This window comes from Microbacterium commune (assembly GCF_014836945.1).
GTDB lineage: Bacteria > Actinomycetota > Actinomycetes > Actinomycetales > Microbacteriaceae > Microbacterium > Microbacterium commune.
Genome location: NZ_JACSPX010000001.1, coordinates 1,874,765 through 1,898,152 on the forward strand (window position 1 = coordinate 1,874,765; position 23,388 = coordinate 1,898,152).

A 23,388-nucleotide genomic window follows, 5' to 3' on the forward strand; every position below is an offset into this window, starting at 1 on the left:
CCCCCCCCCCCCCCCCGCCCCCCCCCCCGGGGGACTTTTCCGTAGAATCTCCTGGTGCCCACCCCCAAGATCGTGCTGTTCTACGCGTTCGCGCCGCTCGCGGACCCGCAGGCGATCCGCCTCTGGCAGCGGGACCTGTGCGAGGCGCTCGCGCTTCGCGGGCGCATCATCATCTCCGAGCACGGCATCAACGGCACGCTCGGCGGCGATCTGCCGGCGGTGAAGAGATGGGTGCGGCGCTTCCGCCAGCATCCGGCGTTCGCGGATGCCGACATCAAGTGGAGCGAGGGCACGGCGATCGACGCCGACGGCTACAGCGTCGACTTCCCCAAGCTGAGCGTGAAGGTGCGCGACGAGATCGTCTCGTTCGGCGCGCCCGACGAGCTGCGCGTCGATGAGCACGGTGTCGTGGGCGGCGGAGCCAGGCTCGACCCCGACCAGCTGCACCGCCTGATCGCCGAGCGCGGCGACGAGGTCGTCTTCTTCGACGGCCGCAACGCGCTCGAGGCCGAGATCGGCCGGTTCAGGAACGCGGTCGTGCCCGACACCGACACCACGCGCGACTTCGTCCGCCTGCTCGACGAGGGGGCGTACGACGACCTGAAGGGCAGGCCCGTTGTCACCTACTGCACCGGCGGCATCCGATGCGAGGTGCTGTCGAGTCTGATGCTCTCGCGCGGCTTCGGCGAGGTGTACCAGCTCGACGGAGGCATCGTCCGCTACGGCGAGAAGTACGGTGACGACGGACTGTGGGAGGGATCGCTTTACGTCTTCGACGGGCGCGGATCGGTCGAGTTCAGCGACCACGCCGCGGTCATCGGCACGTGCGCCGGGTGCGGAGCGGCGACCAGTCGCACCGCGAACTGCCCCGACGCATCGTGCCGCCGGCAGTTCGTCGTGTGCGCCGAGTGCGCGGCCGTGCCGTGCGAGGAGCACACGTCGGCCGCGACCGCCTGAGCCCGCTCAGCGGCGCAGCAGCGACGCGGGCAGCAGCCTGGCGAGCAGGCGGCGTCGCCCGCTGACGCCCGCCTCCAGGTCGCGGAGCACCCGACGCAGAGACGCGTCGAGCTCTCCTCCCGCAGGGCCGCCCTCGGCATAGCTGCGGCGTTCGACGGCCGTCACGAGCTCGCGCAGCGCGCCGGCGTCCGCCCCGTGCGCCGCGGCGAGCGACTGCGCCCGCGTGCGCGCGGTCTCGGAGGCGTGCAGCGGCAGTCTCAGGTCGGCCATGGTGTCGGACACCTCCCGCCAGGCGGCGATGGCGTCGCCCGCCGCGGCGCGGCGGATTCGCAGCATCCGGCGCACTGCGCGCACGAGAGCGGGCAGCAGCAGCACGACCAGCGCGCCGGCGACGATCAGCGCCACCGGGGTGGGGTCGAGCTGGCCCAGGGCCCCGTCGCCACCGGCGCCGGCGTCCTCGTCGCTGCGGTCGGGCCCGCCGGTCGGCGCCGTCGACGGCACCGCGGTCGGCGCGGCGGACGCGGTCGGTGCCGCCTCGCCGCCGTCGCCGCCTGCTCCCGCGTCGGAGGTGAAGTCGGTCGGCGTCCCGAGCGTCGCCGTCGGCTCGAACGGCACCCAGCCGACGCCCCGGAAGTACACCTCGGGCCAGGAGTGCAGCTTGTCGCTCGTGACGGAGTACACGCGCTGCTCGCCGCGCTTCTCGTCGGTCGACGTGCCGGGCAGATAGCCGACCACGATGCGCACGGGCATGTCGAGGGTCTGGGCCATCAGGGCGAAGGCGCCGGCGAAGTGGATGCAGTATCCGCTGCGCACATCGAGGAAGGTGGCCACCGCGTCGGCCCCGGTGCCGTCGAAGCCGTCTTCGACCGGTGCGTCGAGGGAGTACTCGAACTCCGAGCGGAACCAGTCCTGCAGAGCCAGCAGCCGGTCGTAGTCCGTGTCGGCACCGGCGGTGACCTCGCGCGCGAGGTCGCCGATGATCTCCGGAAGGTCGTCCGCCGGCGCTGCGACGAGGCCGGATCCGCCGGTCGAGCTCGCCCGGATCTGCTCGAGGCTCGGTGCCGGGGTCGCCATCTGCACGGTGTAGTCGGCGCCCGCGGCGTCCTGCGTCGCGCTGACCACGGTGCGGTTCAGCGGCATCGCCTGCCAGCCCCGCGGCAGGCCGCTGATCGCTTCGGCAGCGTATGGCACGGGGAGCCGGGAACTCGAGATCCCCACCACCCGGATCGAGACCTCGTGCTCGACCGTCTCGATGTCGTCGCGCCACGGGCGGTCGCCGAAGCCGTCCTCCACCGGGTTGCGGTCGGAGCGGTCAGGCCGCCACACCTCGCCGTCGAACCTCGACAGCGTCGCCAGCCTGAGATACGGAGGGGCGGCGGCCGAGGTGACGAGGGTGAGGGCTCTCGTCTCGTCGGGGCGACGCAGGTCGTCGCCCAGTCGCAGGTCGGCGTTGATCGTCGACAGCCGCCCGTTCCCCCCGCCGGCCTCGCTCAACGGCAGCGCGGGGGAGACGAAGACGGTGGCGGCGATCGCGGTCGCGCCGATGAGGCCCGCGGCGACGAGGGGAGAATGCCGCACGGCGTCTGGGTCGTGCCTGGCGCCGAAGCGCAGGACGATCAGGATCATCACCGCCTGCAGCACGAACCACACCAGGTTCACCGATCCGAAGGTCAGCAGCATCGGCACGGCGCCCACGACCGAGGTGAAGAGCACGGTGAGCACGACCAGCCGGTGAGCCAGCAGATGATCGACGAGCAGGGCGACCAGCGCGAAGGCGAGCCCCATCGCCGTGGTCATCGAGACGGTCGAGTCGATCGGGGCGACCCCGTTCGAGATCTCGTCCACCGCACGCTGCAGACGCAGACCGGTCAGCTCCACACTCGCCGCGGTGGGCACGAGACCGAACTCGGCGGTCTCGCCCGCCAGCAGGCTCGTCAGCGCGAGGGTGAGGGCGACCAGCTGCAGCAGCAGAGCGAGCAGAGACCGGATGCCGTCCTGCAGCCCGCGGAGGAGCCGCCTTGCCACCATGCCCGCGGCGGCGACCGTGGCGACGATCACCACGATCGCGAACGTCCACCCTCCGGGCGCGATGACCGCGGTGTACGGCCACATCGCGACGAGGGTCGCGACCACGGCCAGCATCCCCGGCCCGACGACGCCGGGCCGCGACGTGGCGCTCACGGGCTCAGTCATGCGCCGCCTTCGCTTGGGGTAGCGCCGCTTCCCACACGTCGGCCGGGTCCGCCGCCGGGGGCAGCGCGGCGACGTTCCAGCCGCGATCGGCGGCGACCGCGAGGGCATCGGCGCGAGCGCCGGCTGCGATCAGCATCGGGGCCGAGGCGCCCGCGGTGCTCAGACGCGCGGCAGCGTCGGGGTCGATCGCCCCGGTGACGACCACCAGCGGGCCGGGCGGTGTGCCGCCGACGATCGTGCGCAGGTCGCGCGAGTCCCCGCGGGGTGTCACGGTCGCCAGGGCGACCAGCAGACCGTCCCGGTCGTCCTCGTGCCCGCGCAGCGCCCCGAGCAGCGAACCGGCGCTGTCGAAGATGTCGACGCTGTAGCCGTCCTGCGCGAAGCGCAGCGCGGCCGACGCACACAGCGACACCGCAGCCTCGAACGCGGGGTCGACGGCGCCGCCCGCGCTCTGCCAGCGCGATGCGGCGCGGTCGAGCACGACGACGGCATCCGGACTCGCCTCTTCCTCCTCCTGCCGGACCATCAGCGACCCGCGATGCGCGGTGGCGCGCCAGTGGATCCGCCGCCGTGAGTCGCCCGACAGGTACGCACGTGGGATCAGGTTGTCGGCTCCCTGCCCGACGCGCGTCGAGCGGGTCTGCGCCGCGCCGCCCGCCGCGCCCAGCCTGGTCGGCAGCGGGGCGAGCGCGACCACCTGAGGCACGACCGTGATCATCCTCGTCTGCCCGAAGGCCTGCACCCGCTGCGCGAGGCCGAACGGGTCGACGGTGCGCAGCAGCAGCGGGCCGAGCGTCGCCGTGCCGCGACGAACCCCCTCCAGGTCGTAGTGCAGCAGTCGGCTCTCGCCGGGATACTCACCGGTGGCATCGCCGCGCACCGCCTCGGGGAGGGTGTCGCTCCAGCGGCCGCGCGGGATGCCGGGAGCGTACAGCTCGAAACGCACGGTGACCCGCGACGTCTCGCCGACGGCGAGGAGGTCGGTGGAGATCTGCCGCCACACGTCGCCACGTCTCCGCGGCGCGCGCACGGCGAGCAGCGCGATGAGCGGGAGCACGATGAGCAGCACGCCGACGTAGAGCAGCGCGCGGGCGGCGAGGATGTTCGCGGCAGCGCACAGCACCACCCCGAGCAGCAGGCACGCTGCTCCTCGAGCGGTCAGCGGACGGGCGCGCATGATGCGCTCAGACGCGCGCCGCGAACGGCACGGGCACGCGCGCGACGATCTGACGCAGAGCCGCCTCGACCGGCTGGGCACCGGCCCGGTGCACACCGCGCGCCGCCAGCAGGCGATGCGCGAAGACCGGGATGACCAGGTCTGCCAGGTCGTCGGGCACCACGTAGTCGCGGCCGTCGAGCGCGGCGACCACCTTCGCCGCGCGCACCAGCTGCAGGGTCGCCCGCGGGCTCGCGCCGAGATGCAGACTCGGATCCTGCCGGGTGGCCTGAGCGAGCGCGACGGCGTACTCCTCGAGCGACGCGGCGACGTGCACGCGGCGCGCCCACGAGATCAGCGCGCGCACCGTCGCGGCGTCCGCGACGGGCTCGATGGCCGAGAGCGGGTTGGCGGTGTCGCGCTGGCGGAGCATGAGCGCCTCGGCGGCGGCATCCGGATACCCCATCGAGATGCGCATCATGAACCGGTCGCGCTGCGCCTCGGGGAGCGGATACGTGCCCTCCATCTCGAGGGGGTTCTGCGTCGCCACCACCAGGAACGGATCGGGGAGCGGATGCGTGTCGCCGTCGACCGTGACCTGATGCTCCTCCATCGCCTCGAGCAGCGCCGACTGGGTCTTCGGCGAGGCGCGGTTGATCTCGTCGGCGATCACGATGTGCGCGAAGATCGCGCCCCGCTTGAACTCGAACTCCCGCTCCACCGGGTCGTACACCGCGACGCCGGTGACGTCGCCAGGCAGCAGGTCTGGGGTGAACTGGATGCGGCGCACCGTGGCGTCGACGCTCGCCGCCAGGGCGCGGGCGAGCATCGTCTTGCCCACACCGGGAACGTCTTCGATGAGCAGGTGCCCCTCGGCCAGCAGGCAGACGAGGGCGTTGCGCACGGCATCCGCCTTGCCGTCGATCACCGACGCGACCGAGGCGACGATGCCCGATGTGTGCAGGCTGAACTGCTCGGCGGTGAGCGGTGCGTTCTCGTGCATGCGGGCCCTCTCGTGCGCGACGGTGCGTCTGATGATCGTAACGCCGTCCGTCCGACGCGGTCGCGGACCAGGGCACGGCCGTGCCGTCGGCCTGCTGTCCGAGCGTCCGTCATCGTTCGGGTAGACTGGTCGACGGCTCTCCGCGTGACGGCATCCAGGCCAATCCCCCAGGACGGAAACGTAGCAAGGGCAACCGGGCTCTGTCGGGTGCGCGGAGGGTCTTTTCTCTTCTCCGAGTGACGGCGTCGCGACGCCGCGGCCCTCGGCTCTCTCACCGGATGCCCTGCGAGGATCGACCCGTGACCGCCCCCGCCGCCTCCGTCCCGCGCTCCTCATCAGCAGGACGCTTCCTCGCGCCGGTGGCGCTGCTCGCCCTGATGTGGGCGATCCAGCTGCTCGACGCCGTGCTGCCGGGATCGTTCACCGGCTGGGGACTGCGCTCGTGGGACCCCGCCAGCCTTCCCGGCCTCGTGCTCGGCCCGCTGCTGCACGCCGGCTGGGCGCATCTGATCAGCAACTCGCTGCCCCTGCTCGTGCTCGGCTGTCTGGTGGCGGTGGAAGGCGCGAAGCGCTTCTGGGCGGTGACGGGCATCATCGCCGTGGTGGGCGGCGCGGGAACCTGGCTGCTGAACGCCCCCGGAACCCTCACCGTCGGCGCGTCCGTGCTCGTGTTCGGATACTTCGGCTACACCGTGCTGCGCGTGTTCGCGCCCGGTCGTGTGTCGCATCGCATCGCCTACGCGGCGATCGCCGTCATCGTCATCGTGCTGTACGGCACGACCGTGCTCACCGGCATCTTCGGCGCCGGGGCGGGGGTGTCGTGGCAGGCGCATCTGTTCGGGGCGATCGGCGGCGGCATCGCCGCGCTGGCCGCGCGACGTCCCGCTCGGGGCGCCCTCGCACGCGGGGGATCGTGAGCGCTCGCCGCGGATCTCGCACGGGCCGATCTCGGGCGCGCGCACAGCGCCGGCACGGGCTCAGAGTGGCGGCGGTGACCGCGGTGGTGGCGCTTCTGGCATCCGGTGCTCTCGCGATTCTCGCCCTCATCACCGCTCCGCGTGCCGAGGGGTACTGCCTCGATGATCCTGCGGCGTACCCGGCATTCGGAGTGAGCGGGTGGCGGGGCGAGCAGCTCGAGAACGCGGCGATCGTCGTGCGCACCGCGCGCGAGCTCGGGTTCGCTCGCGACGGTCAGGTCATCGGCGTCATGGCGGCGATGGGAGAGAGCTCGCTGCGCAACCTCGATCACGGCGACTGGGAGACGTCCGGGGTGGTCAACCCCGACGGCAGCCGCACCTCGAGCATCGGGCTGTTCCAGCAGCAGGACTGGTGGGGGAGCGTCGCGGAGCGGATGGATCCGGCCTCCGCGTCGTCGATGTTCTTCACCCGTCTCAGGCGCGTGCCCGACTGGCAGAGCCTCGAGCCGACGCACGCCATCAACCGGGTGCAGATCAACTCCGACCCCGAGCACTACGCCCGATTCGCGGACGACGCCGCCGCGGTGGTGGATGCCCTGTCCGGGCCGTGCGCGGCGGGCTGAGCCCCGGGATGCCGCCCCTCACCGCCGCGCCTCCCGCCGGTCACTAGGCTGGGCACGTGGCACGGAGCATTTACATCACGTCTGCCGAAGGACACACGGGCAAGTCGACGATCGCGCTCGGCGTGCTCGACGCGGTGATGCGCGTCTCGCCCCGTGTCGGCGTGTTCCGGCCCATCATCCGCTCCGCCGATGAACGCGACACGGTCCTCGAGCTGCTGCTGGCCCACGACGGCGTGCACCTCGAATACGACGACTGCATCGGCGTGACCTACGACGACGTGCGCCACGACCCGGATGCGGCCCTCGGCACGATCGTCGCGCGTTTCAAGGCCGTCGAGGCGCAGTGCGACGCGGTCATCGTCGTCGGCAGCGACTACACCGACGTCGCCGGACCTGCCGAGCTCGGCTACAACGCGAGGATCGCCGCCAACCTCGGTGTGCCCGTGATGCTCGTCCTGTCGGGGCGCGACAGTCAGAACCAGGCAGAGCAGCTGGGCACGACCACCGCACGCACCCCCGAGCAGGTGCAGCAGATCGCCGCGCTCGCGATCGCCGAGCTCGCGGCCGAGCGGGCGGAACTCTTCGCGCTCGTCGTCAACCGTGCCGAGTCCGACCTGCTCGGTCGGATCATCGAGCTGGTCGAGGACGGTCGCACCCCGGTGTGGGCCATCCCGGAAGAGCGCTCGCTCGTCGCCCCCTCCATGCGCGGGATCATGCGCGCCGTCGACGGTCGACTCGTGCGCGGCGGCGACGAGCTGCTCGAGCGCGAGGCGTACAGCATCGTGATCGCGGGCATGTCCATGGTCAACGTGCTGCCCCGCCTGACCGAGGGCTCGGTCGTGGTGATCGCCGCTGATCGCACCGAGACGCTGCTCGCCACGGTGCTCGCCGCGACATCCGGCACCTTCCCCGACCTGGCGGGCATCGTGCTGAACGGGCCGTTCGAGCTGCCCGAGCCGATCCTGCAGCTGATCGACGGATTCGAGCTCGTCGTGCCGATCATCGCGACCGACCTGGGCACCTTCGACACCGCCGTGCGCATCATGGGCTCCCGCGGCCGGATGAGTCCGGAGTCCGCGCAGCGCTACCAGACCGCGCTGGAGCTGTTCCAGAAGCACATCGACATCTCCGAGCTGACCGAGCAGATGGGCCTCGCCGAGTCCACGGTGGTCACTCCGCTGATGTTCCAGTACGGGCTGATCGAGCGGGCGCGCAGCGAGCGCAAGCGGATCGTCCTCCCCGAGGGAACGGACGATCGGATCCTGCGGGCGGCAGCCATCCTGCTCGCCCGCGAGGTGGCGGATCTCACCATCCTCGGCGACGAGGCGGGCATCCGCGCCCGCGCCGCGGCGCTCGGGCTCGACATCTCCGCCGCACAGGTGCTCAGCCCGAACGACCCGGCGCTCGTGCAGCGGTTCGCGCAGGAGTACGCGCGGCTGCGCGCGCACAAGGGCATCACCCTGCAGCAGGCAGCCGACACCGTCACCGACGTGTCGTACTTCGGCACCATGATGGTGCACCTCGGGCTCGCCGACGGGATGGTCTCTGGCGCCGCGCACACCACGGCGCACACCATCCGCCCCTCCTTCGAGATCATCAAGACCAAGCCCGGGGTCGAGGTCGTGTCGAGCGTCTTCCTGATGGCACTCGCCGATCGGGTTCTCGTGTACGGCGACTGCGCCGTGATCCCCGACCCCACGAGCACCCAGCTGGCCGACATCGCCATCTCATCTGCGGCGACCGCCCGACGCTTCGGCATCGACCCGCGCGTCGCGATGCTCTCGTACTCCACGGGCGAGTCCGGCTCCGGAGCCGATGTCGAGAAGGTGCGCGCGGCCACGGCCCTGGTGCGCGAGCGCGACCCCCTGCTGCCCGTCGAAGGGCCGATCCAGTACGACGCAGCGGCCGATGCCGCCGTCGCCAAGGCCAAGCTGCCCGAATCCGAGGTCGCCGGACGAGCCACCGTGTTCGTCTTCCCCGACCTCAACACCGGCAACAACACCTACAAGGCCGTGCAGCGCTCGGCCGGCGCGGTGGCGATCGGGCCGGTGCTGCAGGGGCTGAACAAGCCGATCAACGACCTGTCGCGCGGCGCGCTCGTCGACGACATCGTCAACACCGTCGCGATCACAGCGATCCAGGCGCAGGGAGAACCGGCATGAGCGTCGTGCTGGTCATCAACAGCGGCTCCTCGTCGCTGAAGTACAGCCTGATCGATCCGTCCCGTGAGCTCGAGCTGGGCAGCGGCCTCATCGAGCGCATCGGACAGGGCACCGGCGTCGTCAGTCACACCGCGCGGGTGACCGCCGAGCCCGGAGAGCCGGCGCCGACGATCCTCGACGTGCGTCATTCGCAAGAGCGGCCGATCGCCGATCATCACGAGGCGTTCGCCGTCATGCTCGCCCAGTTCGCCGAGCACGGACCCGACCTCGGCGAGCATCCGCCCGTCGCCGTGGGGCACCGTGTGGTGCACGGCGGAGCGCGGTTCTTCGAGCCGACCGTGATCACCTCTCTGGTCGAGATCAACATCGGCGACCTCAGCGTTCTGGCCCCGCTGCACAACCCGGCGAACCTGGCCGGCATCCGGGCGGCCCGTGCGGCCTTCCGGGACGTGCCGCATGTGGCCGTGTTCGACACGGCGTTCCACCAGACCCTCCCGCCGGCGGCGTACACGTACGCGCTGGATGCCGCCACCGCAGACGAGCACCGCATCCGCCGTTACGGATTCCACGGCACCAGCCACAAGTACGTCTCCGAGGCCGCCGCATCGTTCCTGGGGCGCGACCTCGCGCAGCTGCGCCAGATCGTGCTGCACCTCGGCAACGGGGCATCCATGACCGCCGTCGACGGTGGTCGCTCTGTCGAGACGTCGATGGGCTTCACCCCGCTCGAAGGTCTGGTGATGGGCACCCGCACCGGCGACATCGACCCGGCGGCGCTGTTCCATCTGTCCCGCCGGGCCGGGCTCAGCACCGACGAGCTGGACGAGCTGCTCAACAAGCGCAGCGGACTGCTCGGCCTCGCGGGTCGCAGCGACATGCGTGACATCCTCGCCGGGCGCGCCGCGGGCGAGGAGCAGGCGACGCTGGCGTACGACGTGTACGTGCATCGGCTCCGCGCCTACCTCGGCGCCTACGTCGCGCAGCTGGGCGGGGTGGATGTCATCGTCTTCACCGCCGGCGTCGGCGAGAACGCGGTCGACGTGCGGGCGGACGCACTCGCCACCTTCGGCTTCCTCGGTGTGAAGGTCGACGCGGAGCGCAACGGATCGCGCGGGCGCGGCATCCGGCGCATCTCGTCCGACGACTCCGCCGTCGAGGTCCTCGTCGTGCCCACCGACGAGGAGCTCGAGATCGCCCGTCAGACGCTGTCCGCCATCTGACGGTCGCACGCGCCGCATCCGCTGTCTCACTAGGCTGGACGAGCCCGTCCGACCCAGGAGGTTCCATGCCCGACGCTCTCCCCGATCTGCACCGCACCACCGGTGTGCTCTTCGATCTCGACGGCGTGCTGACCCCCACGGCCGAGGTGCACATGCGCGCCTGGCAGAAGGTCTTCGACGAGGTCTTCGCGCGCTGGGGCATCGAGCCGCCGTACACCGACGAGGACTACTTCGCGTACGTCGACGGCAAGAAGCGCTACGACGGGGTCGCCAGCCTGCTGCGCAGCCGCAACGTCGAGCTGCCGTGGGGAGAGGTCACCGATCCGCCCGAGGCCGAGACGGTGTGCGGCATCGGAAACCGCAAGAACGACGCGTTCATCGCCGTGCTGCGCAGCGAGGGCATCGCCGCTTACCCCGGCTCCCTGGCCCTGCTGCAGAGCCTGCGCGACGCCGGCGTGCCGATGGGTGTCGTGTCGAGCTCGAAGAACGCCGGTGAGGTGCTCGCGAGCGCGGGCATCCGCGACTTCTTCCGCGTCGTCGTCGACGGGCTCGTCGCCGAGCGCGACGAGCTCGCCTCGAAGCCCGCAGCGGACATGTTCCTCGAGGGCGCGCGGATGCTGGGCGTCGACCCAGCTGAGGCCATCGCGGTGGAGGACGCGGTGTCCGGTGTCGCCTCGGCGTCCGCGGCAGGATACGGCGATGTGGTCGGAGTCGATCGCGGTGCGGGGGCCGCGAGTCTGCGTGAGGCGGGCGCGACCTGTATCGTCGATGATCTTGCCCTCCTGCTCGGCGACGCGCAGAACTGACCCCCCCCTCACACGCTTTCGGAGAGAGCATGATCGATCGCGACCGCTACCCCGTCGACCCCTGGCGCCTCGTCGAGACCCGTTACGACGAGGAGGGGGTATCCGAGACCGTCTTCACCGTCGGCAACGGCTACCTCGGTCTGCGCGGCAACCACATCGAGGGTCGAGGCGCGTACGAGCACGGCACCTTCATCAACGGCCTGCATGAGACCTGGCCGATCCGCCACGCCGAGCAGGCGTACGGGTTCGCGGAGGTCGGGCAGACGATCGTGAACGCGCCCGACGCCAAGATCATGCGCGTGTACATCGACGACGAGCCGCTCTCGTTCGACGAGATGGAGGTGCACGAGTACTCGCGCGCGCTGGACATGCGCACCGGCGTGCTCGAGCGCAGCGTCGTGTGGATGACCCCGTCGGGCAAGCGGGTGCGGATGCGCGACGAGCGGATGGTCAGCTTCGAGGAGCGCCACCTCGCCGTGCTCCGTCTCGAGCTCACGGTCGAGAACGCCGACGCGCCGGTCACGGTCAGCTGCCAGATGGTCAACCGGCAGGACGGCGCGGGCATCTACGCGGGCGACCCGATGGCGGGCAAGGGCGACGGCAAGCCCGGTTTCGATCCGCGCAAGGCCGACCGGATCACGGAGCGCGTGCTGCAGCCGGTGGAGTACTGGCAGGACGGTCTGCGCTCGGCGCTGTCGTACCGCGTCTCGGACTCCGGGATGACGGTCGCCGTCGTCGCCGACCACATCATCGAGACCGAGAACGAGTACAGCGCTCGCACGCTCGTCGAGCCCGACATCGCGAAGAACGTCTTCCGGATCCAGGCGAAGGCCGGGGTGCCGATCAGGATCGACAAGATCGTCAGCTACCACAGCTCGCGCGGCGTGCCGCCCCGCGAGCTCGTGGACCGCTGCCGTCGTTCGCTGGACCGCGTCGGGGTGGAGGGCGTGGATGCCCTGTTCACGGCGCAGCGTGAGTGGCTGGACGCCTTCTGGCGGCGCTCCGACGTGCGGATCGCCGGTCACGACGATCTGCAGCAGGCGACACGCTGGTGCCTGTTCCAGCTCGCGCAGGCGGCGTCCCGCGCCGACGGGAACGGCGTCGCGGCGAAGGGTCTGACGGGCTCGGGGTACAGCGGTCACTACTTCTGGGACACCGAGATCTACGTGCTGCCGTTCCTGACGTACACGTCGCCGCAGTGGGCCAAGAACGCCCTGCGTGCGCGGGTGATGATGCTTCCGGCGGCCCGGCGACGCGCCACCCAGCTCAACGAGGCGGGCGCGCTGTTCCCGTGGCGCACGATCAACGGCGAGGAGGCGTCGGCCTACTACGCCGCCGGCACCGCGCAGTACCACATCAACGCCGACGTCAGCTATGCGCTCGGCAAGTACGTCCGCGCCACCGGCGACGTCGACTTCCTGCGCCGGGAGGGCGCCGACATCGCGGTCGAGACCGCGCGTCTGTGGGCGACGCTCGGCTTCTGGCGCGGCACCAACGGCGACTCCACGTTCCACATCCACGGGGTGACGGGGCCCGACGAGTACACCACCGTCGTCAACGACAATCTCTTCACGAATGTCATGGCGCGGTACAACCTGCGCTTCGCGGCGCGCATCGTCAGCGAGATGGAGGTGAACGATCCGGCGGCGTACTCCGCCCTCGTGGAGCGCACCGGTCTCGACGGCGGGGAGAAGGATGCCTGGACGCGAGCCGCCGAGGCGATCCACATCCCGTACAGCGAGGCGCTGGGCATCCACCCGCAGGACGCGTTCTTCCTGGAGCGCGAGGTGTGGGACCTCGAGGGCACACCGCCCGAGATGCGCCCGCTGCTGCTGAATTACCACCCACTGGTGATCTACCGCTTCCAGGTGCTCAAGCAGGCCGACGTCGTGCTCGCGCTGTTCCTGCAGGGCAACCACTTCACCGACGAGGAGAAGCTGGCCGACTTCGACTACTACGACCCGCTGACGACGGGTGACTCGACGCTGTCGGCCGTCGTGCAGTCGATCATGGCGGCGGAGGTGGGCTACCAGGACCTCGCCAGGGAGTACTTCGAGCAGGCCCTGTACGTCGATCTGGCCGACCTGCACAGCAACTCCTCGGACGGCGTGCACGTGGCGTCAGCGGGCGGTGTGTGGAGCGTGCTGGTCAGCGGATTCGGCGGCATGCGCGACCATGACGGCCAGCTGAGCTTCGATCCTCGGCTGCCCGTCGACTGGCCCGAGCTGTCGTATCCGCTGCAGTGGCGCGGCTCGCAGCTGCAGGTGACCGTCACGCGAAGCCAGCTGCGCCTCGAGGTGCGCGAAGGCGACCCCGTCGAGTTCACGGTGCGCGGCACGGCGTATCGTGCAGCGGTGGGGGAGCCTGCTTCGGTGCTGCTCGCGGGCCAGGGACCGGTGCGACCGGGACGGCCCACGCTGCGCGGCATCGAGGATGCCCGTCGCGACGACGGCACGCGCCTGTCGGTCTCGCTTCCGGTGACGACGACGACGATCCCGATCATCGACGTCTACGAGGCCTGACGGCCGCCCACGACGGGCGGGCTGATGTCGGCGGCACGCCGTAGGCTGGACGGGTGACGACAGCCCTGTACCGCCGCTACCGGCCCGAGACCTTCGGCGAGATGATCGGGCAGTCCCAGGTGACCGATCCGCTCATGACCGCCCTGCGCGGCGATCGTGTCGGCCATGCCTACCTCTTCTCCGGCCCGCGCGGCTGCGGCAAGACCACCTCGGCCCGAATCCTCGCGCGCTGTCTGAACTGCGCCGAGGGGCCGACCGACACGCCGTGCGGCGTCTGTCCCAGCTGCGTCGAGCTGTCCCGGGCAGGGGGCGGCTCACTCGATGTGGTCGAGATCGACGCCGCCAGCCACAACGGCGTCGACGACGCGCGCGACCTGCGCGAGCGGGCGACCTTCGCGCCCAGCCGTGACCGGTTCAAGATCTTCATCCTCGACGAGGCTCACATGGTCACTCCGCAGGGATTCAACGCCCTGCTGAAGCTGGTCGAGGAGCCGCCTGCGCACGTGAAGTTCATCTTCGCGACCACCGAGCCCGAGAAGGTGCTCGGCACGATCCGCTCGCGCACGCACCACTATCCGTTCCGGCTGGTGCCGCCCGCGGCGATGCTCGAGTACGTCGAGAAGCTCTGCGGTGAGGAGGGCGTGCAGGTCGAGCAGGGAGTGCTCGCGCTCGTCGTGCGCGCCGGCGGGGGATCGCCGCGCGACACGCTGTCGCTGCTCGATCAGCTGATCGCAGGATCGGATGAGGGCAACGTGACCTACGAGCGGGCCGTCGCGCTGCTCGGCTACACGCATGCCGCGCTTCTCGACGAGATCGTCGACGCGCTCGCCGCCGGAGACGCCGCGGCGGCTTTCCCTGCCGTGGACCGCGTCGTGCAGACCGGGCAGGACCCGCGACGCTTCGTCGACGACCTGCTCGAGCGTCTGCGCGACCTCATCGTGATCGAGGCGGTGGGCGACGGTGCGTCGGCGGTGCTGCGCGGCATCCCCGCCGACGAGATGGAGCGCATGCAGGCGCAGGCCGCCGGTTTCGGCGCGGCGCGCCTCTCCCGCACTGCCGACCTGGTGAGCCAGGCGCTCGACGACATGAGCGGAGCGACGTCGCCGCGGCTGCACCTCGAGCTGATGGTCGCGCGTGTGCTCGCGGGATCGCCGAGGGATGCCGCCGCACCTGCCCCGGCTCCCGCTGCTGCGACCCCGGCTCCTGCCGCAACGGCCTCGCCTGCTGCTGCTGCGCACGCGCCAGCCCCTGCCGCGTCGCCCGCGGGATCGAGCTCTGCTGCGGGCGATGCTGCCGCTGCGGCGCCCCCCGCCCCCGCGGACGCGCCCGCGGTCTCGCCGGTGATCGTCGAGAACCTCACCGCGTCGGGCCCCGTCGCGGCGACGACGAAGGGTGCCGTGCCGTCTGCGGACGCGCCCTCCGCCGACGACTCCGCTGCGGTTTCGCCGCTCGCTCGCGCGGTCGAGGCACCGGCACCCGATACCGCCGTGTCGACCGCGGAGAGCGCATCCGCCGATGCCCAGGAAGCAGCCGCGTCCGCCCCGGCCGATGCCGGGGCCGTCGCTCCTGCATCGAGTGGACCCGTCACCTTCGAGCGCATCGCCGCGGCATGGCCCGCGGTGCTCGCCCGACTGGAGAGCATCAGCCGCACCTCCTGGCTGGTCGTCACCGGCATCCAGCCGCTCGCGTTCGACGCGGCCTCCGGGGTGCTCACCCTCGGTTTCTCGAGCCCGAGCGATGTGCCGCGGTTCAAGGGCACCACGCCAGGCAAGAGCACATCGGATCACCTGCGCACGGCGATCGAGCAGGAACTGGGCGTCACCGTGAAGTACCGCCCGGCGCCCCTGCCGCCCGGCGGTGGTGGAGCCGCGGCGCCCGCGGGCCCCGCTCCCACCGGATCGGGCCCCGGCGCGGCGTCGACCGGCCCCGCTCCCACCGGATCCTCGCCCACCGGATCACGACCCGGTGCGACCGCGGCACATGCCGCGGCGGCAGGGGATGACGCTCCCGCCGCCGGCTGGGCGAACCCGATGAGCGGTCCGCAGGATCTGCGCGATGCGGGTGGCGGTGCCGCGGCGAAGCCGCGAGCGGGCTCCGGGGGAGCAGCATCCGGGGGGACCCGCTCCGCCGCGGCCGCGGTCACCGACTGGGCTGTCGCGCCGATCCCGTCATCGGCCCCGGTCCCGGTCCCGGCACCGGTCCCGTCACCAGCACCGGTCCCGTCACCAGCACCGGTCCCGTTCTCCGCCCCGGACCACGCGGCCCCGCTCGTCGCGGCGCCCGCCGTCCCCGTGGCGGCATCGCCCGCCGCGCAGCCGCAGTTCCCCGTCGACGACGAGCCGGCCGAGGTCGAGGCCGCAGCCTCGGCCCCCGCGTCACCGCACGATGGAGACATCGACGCGCCTCCGCCGCCGGATGACTATCCGCCGTATGACGACGAGCCGCCGTACGACCCGGAGTACGACGAGCCCCGTCGCCAGGGTGGCGGCCCGGTCGAGGCCGCCCCGGCACGGGACTCCGTGGCCACGCCACCACAGGCGTCCGCGCGCCCGTCGCTCCGAGAGGTGCCGCAGCCGCCGAGTCGACCCCAGGCGCCGGATGGCGTCGAGCGCCGCGGTGAGGCCGTGATCCGGCAGGTGCTCGGTGCGAAGTTCTTGCGTGAAGAGCCCTACCAGCCCCCCTCGAGGTTCAACTGATGTACGACGGAATCGTTCAGGAGCTCATCGACGAATTCGGCCGTCTGCCCGGCATCGGGCCGAAGTCCGCGCAGCGCATCGCCTTCCACATCCTGCAGACGCCGTCGTTCGACGTCGCTCGGCTCTCCGAGCTGCTCACCGAGGTGCGGGCGCGGGTGCGCTTCTGTGAGGTGTGCGGCAACGTGTCCGAGCAGGATCGCTGCGCGATCTGCCGCGACCCCCGCCGCAACCCTGAGCTGATCTGCGTCGTCGAGGATGCCAAGGATGTGGCGGCGATCGAACGCACCCGCGAGTTCCGTGGTCTGTACCACGTGCTCGGTGGCGCGATCAGCCCGATCGCCGGCGTCGGTCCCGACGATTTGCGGATCGCGCAGCTGATGACCCGCCTCGCCGACGGCACGGTGCAGGAGGTCATCCTCGCCACGAACCCCAACCTCGAGGGGGAGGCGACAGCCAGCTACCTCAGCCGCCTGCTGACCAGCATGTCGATCACCGTGTCGCGACTGGCATCCGGGCTGCCTGTCGGCGGAGACCTCGAGTACGCGGACGAGGTGACGCTGGGACGGGCCTTCGAGGGCCGTCGCCGCCTATGAGCGCTCACCACGCGGGATTCACCCGCAGAGGGTGGATCCTGTTCGCGATCATGGCGTTCGTGTGGGGCATCACCTACCTGTTCATCAAGGAGGCGGTGCACTCGTTCTCACCGCCGGCCGTGGTCGCCGGGCGCACTCTGCTCGGTGGTCTGATCCTGCTGCCCTTCGCGCTGCGCGCCGGCGCGCTCGCCGCGGCGTGGAAGCACTGGCCCTGGGTGCTGGCGTTCGGCCTGGTCGAGATGGCAGGGCCGTTCCTGCTGCTCAGCCACGCCGAGACGCAGCTGCCATCGGGTCTCACCGGGCTGCTCGTGTCGACCGTGCCGCTGTTCGCCGTGATCATCGCGCTGCTGCGCGGAGACCGCTCAGCACTGGCTCCGGTCAGGCTCGGGGGTCTGCTGCTCGGCTTCGCCGGCGTCGCCGTCGTCGTCGCCGGGCCCGGCCTGTTCCCGCACGGTCCGAGCAGCGCGTTCGCGATCGGCGAGGTCCTGCTGACCGCGGTGCTCTATGCGATCGCGCCCTTCATCATCGCCCTCAAACTGAAGGACGTGCCGTCGCTCGGCACGATCACGCTCGCGCTGTTCGCCATCGGAATCGGGTACCTGCCGGCGGCCCTGCTCACCCAGCACGACGTGCCGACCATCCGCTCAACAGTGTCGCTGCTGCTGCTCGGCATCGTCTGCACCGCCCTCGCGTTCGTTGCGTTCTTCGCGCTGATCCGCGAGGTCGGCCCGGTGCGGGCCCCGCTGTTCACCTACGTCAACCCGATCGTCGCGGTCGTGCTGGGCGCCATCGTGCTCGCCGAGCCGCTCACACCCGGCCTGCTGATCGGGTTCCCCATCGTGCTGATCGGATGCTGGTTCGCCGCGACAGGCGGGCGGCTCCGGCCGCGGGCCTCGGCGCCGGACCTCACCACGGGGCCGATCACCACGGCCGAGACGGCCGAGGCCATCGTGTCCGAGACCCGGCCCGATTCCGACGACCGGCGGTGACGGTGCCGGCCCGGACCGGCCATGCGTCACATGCGTGAGGCGGCATGGGCGTGATTTGTAGAATGAGCCTGGGCGGATCCGCCCTTCGTCCCCGGGAGTGATCGTGGCCCTGATCGTGCAGAAGTACGGCGGTTCGTCCGTCGCCGACGCGGAGAGCATCAAGCGCGTCGCCAAGCGCATCGTCGACACCCGTCGTGCCGGTCACGACGTCGTCGTCGCCGTCAGCGCGATGGGCGACACGACCGACGAGATGCTCGACCTCGCGCACGAGGTGGCGCCGATCCCCGCCCCGCGCGAACTGGACATGCTGCTGTCGAGCGGTGAGCGCATCTCGATGGCGCTGCTCGCCATGGCGATCCACTCGATGGGCTTCGAGGCACGGTCGTTCACCGGCAGCCAGGCCGGCATGATCACCGACTCGCATCACGGCAAGGCACGCATCGTGGATGTCACCCCGGTGCGCCTGCGGGAGGCGCTCGATGAGGGCGCGATCGTCATCGTGGCCGGCTTCCAGGGGTTCAATCGCGACACCCGCGACATCACGACGCTGGGACGTGGCGGCTCCGACACCACCGCCGTCGCCCTCGCCGCCGCCCTGAACGCCGATGTCTGCGAGATCTACAGCGACGTCGACGGCATCTACACCGCTGACCCGCGCGTGATCCCGCGGGCCCGCAAGCTCGAGCAGGTCTCCAGCGAGGAGATGCTCGAGCTCGCCGCCAACGGCGCCAAGGTGCTCTACATCCGCGCCGTCGAATACGCCCGCCGTCACGGTGTGCTCATCCACGCCCGCTCGACCTTCTCGTCGGCCGAGGGCACGTACGTTCTGGGCGCGGGCATGAAGAACCCGCGCGCCACCGAGGGAGAAGCCATGGAAGAACCGATCGTCGCCGGAGTCGCCACCGACCTCAGCCAGGCAAAGATCACCGTCGCCGGTGTGCCCGATGTGCCGGGCAAGGCCGCCGAGATCTTCAAGATCGTCTCGAAGGCCGGCGCGAACGTCGACATGATCGTGCAGAACGTCTCTGCGGCATCCACCGGCCGCACCGACATCTCCTTCACGCTGCCCAAGGCCGATGCCCCGACGACGCTCAAGGCGCTCGCCGCTGAGCAGAGCGAGGTCGGCTTCGAGAGCCTGCTGCACGACGACCAGATCGGCAAGCTGTCGGTCGTGGGCGCCGGGATGCGCACGCACTCCGGCGTCTCGGAGATCCTCTTCGAGGCGCTCAGCGCCGGCGGCATCAACATCGAGATGATCTCCACCTCCGAGATCCGCATCTCGGTCGTGCTCCGCGGCGACGACCTCGCCGAGGCCGCGCGCACCGTGCACAGCGCCTACGGCCTCGACAGCGAGATCGAGGCGGTCGTGCACGCCGGCACCGGCCGCTGACCTCGCCTCTGAAATGCCGGACCCGCAGCCGTCGGCGACCGGATAGACTCACCGCAACCCTGACATCGGTGCCAGGCGCAGCGTCCGCACCCTGGGGCTGAGCCTGGCGCATCGCCTGCACGCCAAGGATCCCCCATGACCCGTATCTCCGATTCCGGACTCTCGATCGCCATCGTCGGCGCGACCGGCCAGGTCGGCACCGTGATGCGCGACATCCTCATCGAGCGCTCGTTCCCGGTGCGCGAGCTGCGGCTGTTCGCCTCCGCCCGCTCCGCGGGCACCACCATCGACTTCGGCGGTGTCGACGTGATCGTCGAGGACGTCGAGACCGCGGATGCCTCGGGCATCGACATCGCGCTGTTCTCCGCAGGTGCGACGGCCAGCCGCGCCTACGCGGCGACGTTCGCCGCGGCGGGCGCCGTCGTCGTCGACAACTCCAGCGCCTGGCGGATGGACCCGGAGGTTCCGCTGGTGGTGAGCGAGGTGAACCCGGATGCCATCGACGAGCGGCCCAAGGGCATCATCGCCAACCCGAACTGCACCACCATGGCTGCCATGCCCGTGCTGAAGGCGCTGCACGCCGAGGCGGGCCTCGAACGTCTCATCGTCAGCACCTACCAGGCGGTGTCCGGCTCGGGTATCGCCGGTGCGGAGGAGCTGCTCGGCCAGGTCGAGGGCGTGCTCGCCCAGGGCGACACGCTGCGCCTCGTGCACGACGGATCCGCGGTGGACTTCCCGGCCCCGGAGAAGTATGTCGCGCCGATCGCTTTCGATGTCATCCCGCTCGCCGGCTCCATCGTCGACGACGGCGACAACGAGACCGACGAGGAGAAGAAGCTCCGCAACGAGAGCCGCAAGATCCTGGGTCTTCCCGACCTGCGCGTCGCAGGCACCTGCGTTCGGGTTCCCGTCTTCACCGGACATTCGCTGTCGATCCACGCCGAGTTCGCGCGGGACATCACCCCCGATCGTGCGCGCGAGGTGCTGGCATCCGCCCCCGGTGTGGTGCTCGACGAGGTGCCGACCCCGCTGCAGGCGGCGGGCAAGGACCCGAGCTTCGTCGGCCGCATCCGCGCCGACCAGTCCGCCCCCGAGGGCAGGGGACTGGTGCTCTTCATCAGCAACGACAACCTGCGCAAGGGCGCGGCGCTCAACGCCGTGCAGATCGCCGAGGAGCTCGCCGAGCGCCTCGCGCCCGCCGCGCTCTGAGCCGCCCGGCCGGGGTGCTGGGCGCCCCGGTCCGGCGGAAATCCGCGCTGTTCCGGATGACTAGACTGTTCTGGTGACCGAAACCGTCGATGTCGTTCTGATCGGTGGGGGCATCATGTCCGCCACGCTGGGTACCCTGCTGCACGAGCTGCAGCCGGACTGGAAGATCGTCGCCTACGAGCGACTCGGCGACGTCGCCGAAGAGAGCTCCAACCCGTGGAACAACGCCGGCACCGGTCACGCCGCGCTGTGCGAGCTGAACTACATGCCGCAGGGCAAGGACGGCTCGCTCGACCCCGCCAAGGCGATCTCGATCAACGAGCAGTTCCAGCAGAGCCGCGAGTTCTGGTCGACGCTCGTCGGGCGCGGCATCCTCGACGGTCCGTCGACGTTCATCAACTCCGTGCCGCACATGACGTTCGTGCGCGGCGAGAAGGATGTGGCGTTCCTCAAGGCCCGCTACGAGGTGCTCAAGGATCAGCCGCTGTTCGAGGGCATCGAGTACAGCGAGGACTCGCGCGTCATCAACAGGTGGGCACCGCTGCTCATGCAGAAGCGCCGCAAGGGCGAGCCGTTCGCTGCGACCAGGGTGCCGTCCGGCACCGACGTCGACTTCGGCTCCCTGACGCACCAGCTCTTCGACCACCTCGCCGAGTCCGGGGTGCAGGTGCGCACCGACCACGAGGTGCGCAACCTCAAGCGTCAGGACGACGGCAGCTGGCTCGTCAAGTACCGCCACGTCATCGGTCGCACTCCCGGCGAGGTGAAGGCGCGGTTCGTCTTCGTCGGCGCGGGGGGCTGGGCCCTCAAGCTCCTGCAGAAGAGCGGCATCCCCGAGATCAAGGGCTACGGCGTCTTCCCGATCGGGGGCCAGTGGCTGAAGACGACCGACCCGAAGCTCGTCGCGCAGCACCAGGCCAAGGTGTACTCGCAGGCTGCGATCGGTGCGCCGCCGATGTCCGTGCCGCACCTGGACACCCGCGTCGTCGACGGCGAGAAGTCGTTGATGTTCGGCCCGTTCGCGACGTTCAGCCCCAAGTTCCTCAAGCACGGCTCGATGCTGGACATCCTCACTCAGGTGCGCCCGCACAACCTGTGGCCGATGCTGCGCGTCGCGTTCGCGAACCCGGATCTCATCACCTACCTGATCAGCGAGCTGGTGAAGAGCCACGGCAAGAAGGTCGACAACCTGCGCACGTTCGTCCCCACCGCGCGCGATGAGGACTGGGAGCTGATCCAGGCGGGTCAGCGCGCGCAGGTGATGAAGAAGGACCCCGAGAAGGGCGGCATCCTTCAGTTCGGAACCGAGGTCGTCGCGGCCGAGGACGGCACGATCGCCGGGCTGCTCGGCGCCTCGCCGGGTGCCTCGACCGCGGTGCCGATCATGCTCGGCCTCCTCAAGCGCTGCTTCCCCGAGCACTACGCCGGCTGGGAGCCGAAGCTCAAGGGCCTCATCCCGACGATGGGACGTCGACTCAACGACGATGCGGCGGCCGCCGAGAAGTCGATGAGCGAGACCGCGTCCGTCCTGTCGCTCACGGCCTGATCGCGCGACCGTGGCGAAGCTGTACTTCCGCTACGGCGCGATGAACTCCGGCAAGTCGACCGCCCTGCTGCAAGCCGCCTACAACTACGAGGAGCGCGGGCAGCGCGTGCTGCTGGCCAAACCGCAGATCGACACGAAGGGCGCGTCGCAGATCGAGAGCAGGCTCGGCATGACGCGCGAGGTGGACTTCCTCATCGGGCCGCACGACGAAGCCCGTGCGCTGTTCACCGGAGAACGCGAGCGTGTGCGCGGTGCGGGGCTGCAGTCCGCCGAGCCGCACGACGTCGCGTGCCTGCTGGTCGATGAGGCGCAGTTCCTGACGACGGATCAGATCGACGACCTGTTCCGCATCGCTGTGCTCGACGGCATCCCGGTGATGGCGTACGGCATCCGCAACGACTTCCGCACGCATGCGTTCCCCGGCTCAGCGCGTCTGCTGGCGGTCGCCCACTCGCTCGAGGAGCTCAAGACCATCTGCCGGTGCGGCCGGAAGGCGGTTTTCAACGGCCGGATGGTTGACGGCCGTTTCGTCTTCTCGGGTGACCAGGTCGCCATCGACGGTGCCGAGGTCACCTACGAGTCGCTGTGCGGCAACTGCTACCTGGACGAGTCCGGCGGCATGCTCGACTGAGGTCGTTTGCGTGGTCTGACCACACCGGGTAGCCTGTGGTCTGACCACAGGAGGACGGATGCCGGAGCTGAGCGCGACGCAGCGAGCCTGGCGCACGGTGCTCGAGCGCATCGAGGCCAGCCTGCTCGATGGCGAGGTGAAGCCCGGGGAGCGGCTGCCCTCGGAGCGCGACCTCGCGGCCGACCTCGGCGTGAGTCGCTCGAGTGTGCGCGAGGCGCTGCGTGTGCTCGAGGTGATGGGCTTGATCCGCACCGCCACGGGCTCCGGGCCGCAGGCGGGGGCGATCGTCACCGCCGTCCCGTCCGGCGGCATGTCCACCCTGCTGCGGCTGCAGATCGCCGCGCAGGGATTCCCTCTCGGCGACGTGCTGGACACCCGCCTCGCGCTCGAAGACGCGGTGGTCACACGCCTGAGCGCCGCCCCGGAGCGCGATTTGTCGGCCGTGCGCGCCACCCTGCAGGCGATGGATTCCGACCTCACCCCGCGCGAGTTCCTCGCGCTCGACGCCGAACTGCACGTCGCTCTCGCCCACGCATCCGGTAACACCGTGCTCGCCGCCATGATGGCGGGCCTGCGCACCGCCATCGAGTCGTACGTCCTCGCCGGCGCGGAGCGGATCGGCGATTGGGATGCCATGGCGGCGCGTCTGCGCGCCGAACATCACGCCATCGTCGACGCCGTCGCTCGAGGCGACGACGCGCGCGCTCTCGTCCACGCCCATATCACCGGCTATTCCGCCGCCGCCGGGCTGCTGCCCGGCGCCCATTGACCCGCC

The 23,388-nt window shown here is 70.8% G+C and carries 18 protein-coding genes and 1 other RNA gene; 16 read left to right on the forward strand and 3 right to left on the reverse strand.

The window, feature by feature from the left end:
• The first annotated feature begins 54 nt into the window (after positions 1-54).
• A complete protein-coding gene (gene trhO / locus H9633_RS08750) occupies positions 55-957 on the forward strand; it encodes an oxygen-dependent tRNA uridine(34) hydroxylase TrhO (protein ID WP_071643783.1) in 903 nt (300 codons plus the stop codon).
• 6 nt (positions 958-963) lie between these two features.
• On the opposite strand, the gene H9633_RS08755 is transcribed toward trhO, so the two are convergent.
• Genes H9633_RS08755 through H9633_RS08765 form a run of 3 tightly spaced genes read right to left on the reverse strand, consistent with a single transcriptional unit; the run spans position 964 to position 5,309 of the window.
• Complete coding sequence (locus H9633_RS08755; RefSeq protein ID WP_191712805.1) at positions 964-3,150, reverse strand: transglutaminase family protein; 2,187 nt, start codon at positions 3,148-3,150, stop codon at positions 964-966.
• Complete coding sequence (locus H9633_RS08760; RefSeq protein ID WP_191712806.1) at positions 3,143-4,327, reverse strand: DUF58 domain-containing protein; 1,185 nt, start codon at positions 4,325-4,327, stop codon at positions 3,143-3,145. Before H9633_RS08760 ends, H9633_RS08755 begins: the two co-directional genes overlap by 8 nt.
• A 7-nt stretch (positions 4,328-4,334) precedes the next feature.
• Positions 4,335-5,309, reverse strand: coding sequence for an AAA family ATPase (locus H9633_RS08765; RefSeq protein WP_071643777.1), 975 nt, complete (start codon positions 5,307-5,309; stop codon positions 4,335-4,337).
• Between the two features lie 131 nt (positions 5,310-5,440).
• Here H9633_RS08765 and ffs point away from each other — a divergent pair.
• From ffs to H9633_RS08840, 15 genes are all read left to right on the forward strand, one after another.
• An RNA gene (ffs, locus tag H9633_RS08770) (signal recognition particle sRNA small type) lies at positions 5,441-5,536 on the forward strand.
• Positions 5,537-5,608: 72 nt separating this feature from the next.
• Entirely contained in the window at positions 5,609-6,226 is a 618-nt protein-coding gene (locus H9633_RS08775) for a rhomboid family intramembrane serine protease (protein ID WP_318247239.1), read from the forward strand.
• 74 nt (positions 6,227-6,300) lie between these two features.
• Positions 6,301-6,849: a hypothetical protein gene (locus H9633_RS08780; RefSeq protein ID WP_318247240.1), complete on the forward strand. Its 549-nt coding sequence runs from the start codon at positions 6,301-6,303 to the stop codon at positions 6,847-6,849.
• A gap of 56 nt (positions 6,850-6,905) precedes the next feature.
• Complete coding sequence (gene pta, locus H9633_RS08785; RefSeq protein ID WP_191712809.1) at positions 6,906-9,011, forward strand: phosphate acetyltransferase; 2,106 nt, start codon at positions 6,906-6,908, stop codon at positions 9,009-9,011.
• Complete coding sequence (locus tag H9633_RS08790; RefSeq protein ID WP_191712810.1) at positions 9,008-10,231, forward strand: acetate/propionate family kinase; 1,224 nt, start codon at positions 9,008-9,010, stop codon at positions 10,229-10,231. Before pta ends, H9633_RS08790 begins: the two co-directional genes overlap by 4 nt.
• A 65-nt stretch (positions 10,232-10,296) precedes the next feature.
• Positions 10,297-11,037: an HAD family hydrolase gene (locus tag H9633_RS08795; RefSeq protein WP_191712811.1), complete on the forward strand. Its 741-nt coding sequence runs from the start codon at positions 10,297-10,299 to the stop codon at positions 11,035-11,037.
• A gap of 29 nt (positions 11,038-11,066) precedes the next feature.
• Positions 11,067-13,559, forward strand: coding sequence for a glycoside hydrolase family 65 protein (locus H9633_RS08800; protein ID WP_191712812.1), 2,493 nt, complete (start codon positions 11,067-11,069; stop codon positions 13,557-13,559).
• Between the two features lie 53 nt (positions 13,560-13,612).
• Positions 13,613-16,255 carry a DNA polymerase III subunit gamma and tau gene (locus tag H9633_RS08805; protein WP_191712813.1) on the forward strand — a complete coding sequence of 881 codons (2,643 nt, stop codon included), beginning with the start codon at positions 13,613-13,615 and terminating at the stop codon, positions 16,253-16,255.
• Positions 16,255-16,848: a recombination mediator RecR gene (gene recR / locus H9633_RS08810; RefSeq protein WP_071643765.1), complete on the forward strand. Its 594-nt coding sequence runs from the start codon at positions 16,255-16,257 to the stop codon at positions 16,846-16,848. Before H9633_RS08805 ends, recR begins: the two co-directional genes overlap by 1 nt.
• On the forward strand, positions 16,845-17,837 hold the full coding sequence (locus H9633_RS08815) for a DMT family transporter (protein ID WP_071643762.1): 993 nt from the start codon (positions 16,845-16,847) through the stop codon (positions 17,835-17,837). The genes recR and H9633_RS08815 overlap by 4 nt, the downstream gene beginning before the upstream one ends.
• Before the next feature lie 103 nt (positions 17,838-17,940).
• On the forward strand, positions 17,941-19,227 hold the full coding sequence (locus H9633_RS08820) for an aspartate kinase (protein ID WP_071643866.1): 1,287 nt from the start codon (positions 17,941-17,943) through the stop codon (positions 19,225-19,227).
• A gap of 135 nt (positions 19,228-19,362) precedes the next feature.
• Complete coding sequence (locus tag H9633_RS08825) at positions 19,363-20,436, forward strand: aspartate-semialdehyde dehydrogenase (protein WP_191712814.1); 1,074 nt, start codon at positions 19,363-19,365, stop codon at positions 20,434-20,436.
• A 73-nt stretch (positions 20,437-20,509) separates the two neighbouring features.
• Positions 20,510-21,982, forward strand: a complete 1,473-nt coding sequence (locus H9633_RS08830) for a malate:quinone oxidoreductase (RefSeq protein WP_191712815.1) — start codon at positions 20,510-20,512, stop codon at positions 21,980-21,982.
• A 10-nt stretch (positions 21,983-21,992) separates the two neighbouring features.
• Entirely contained in the window at positions 21,993-22,613 is a 621-nt protein-coding gene (locus tag H9633_RS08835) for a thymidine kinase (protein ID WP_071643756.1), read from the forward strand.
• Positions 22,614-22,671: 58 nt separating this feature from the next.
• Positions 22,672-23,382, forward strand: coding sequence for a FadR/GntR family transcriptional regulator (locus tag H9633_RS08840; RefSeq protein ID WP_071643754.1), 711 nt, complete (start codon positions 22,672-22,674; stop codon positions 23,380-23,382).
• Positions 23,383-23,388 lie beyond the last annotated feature (6 nt).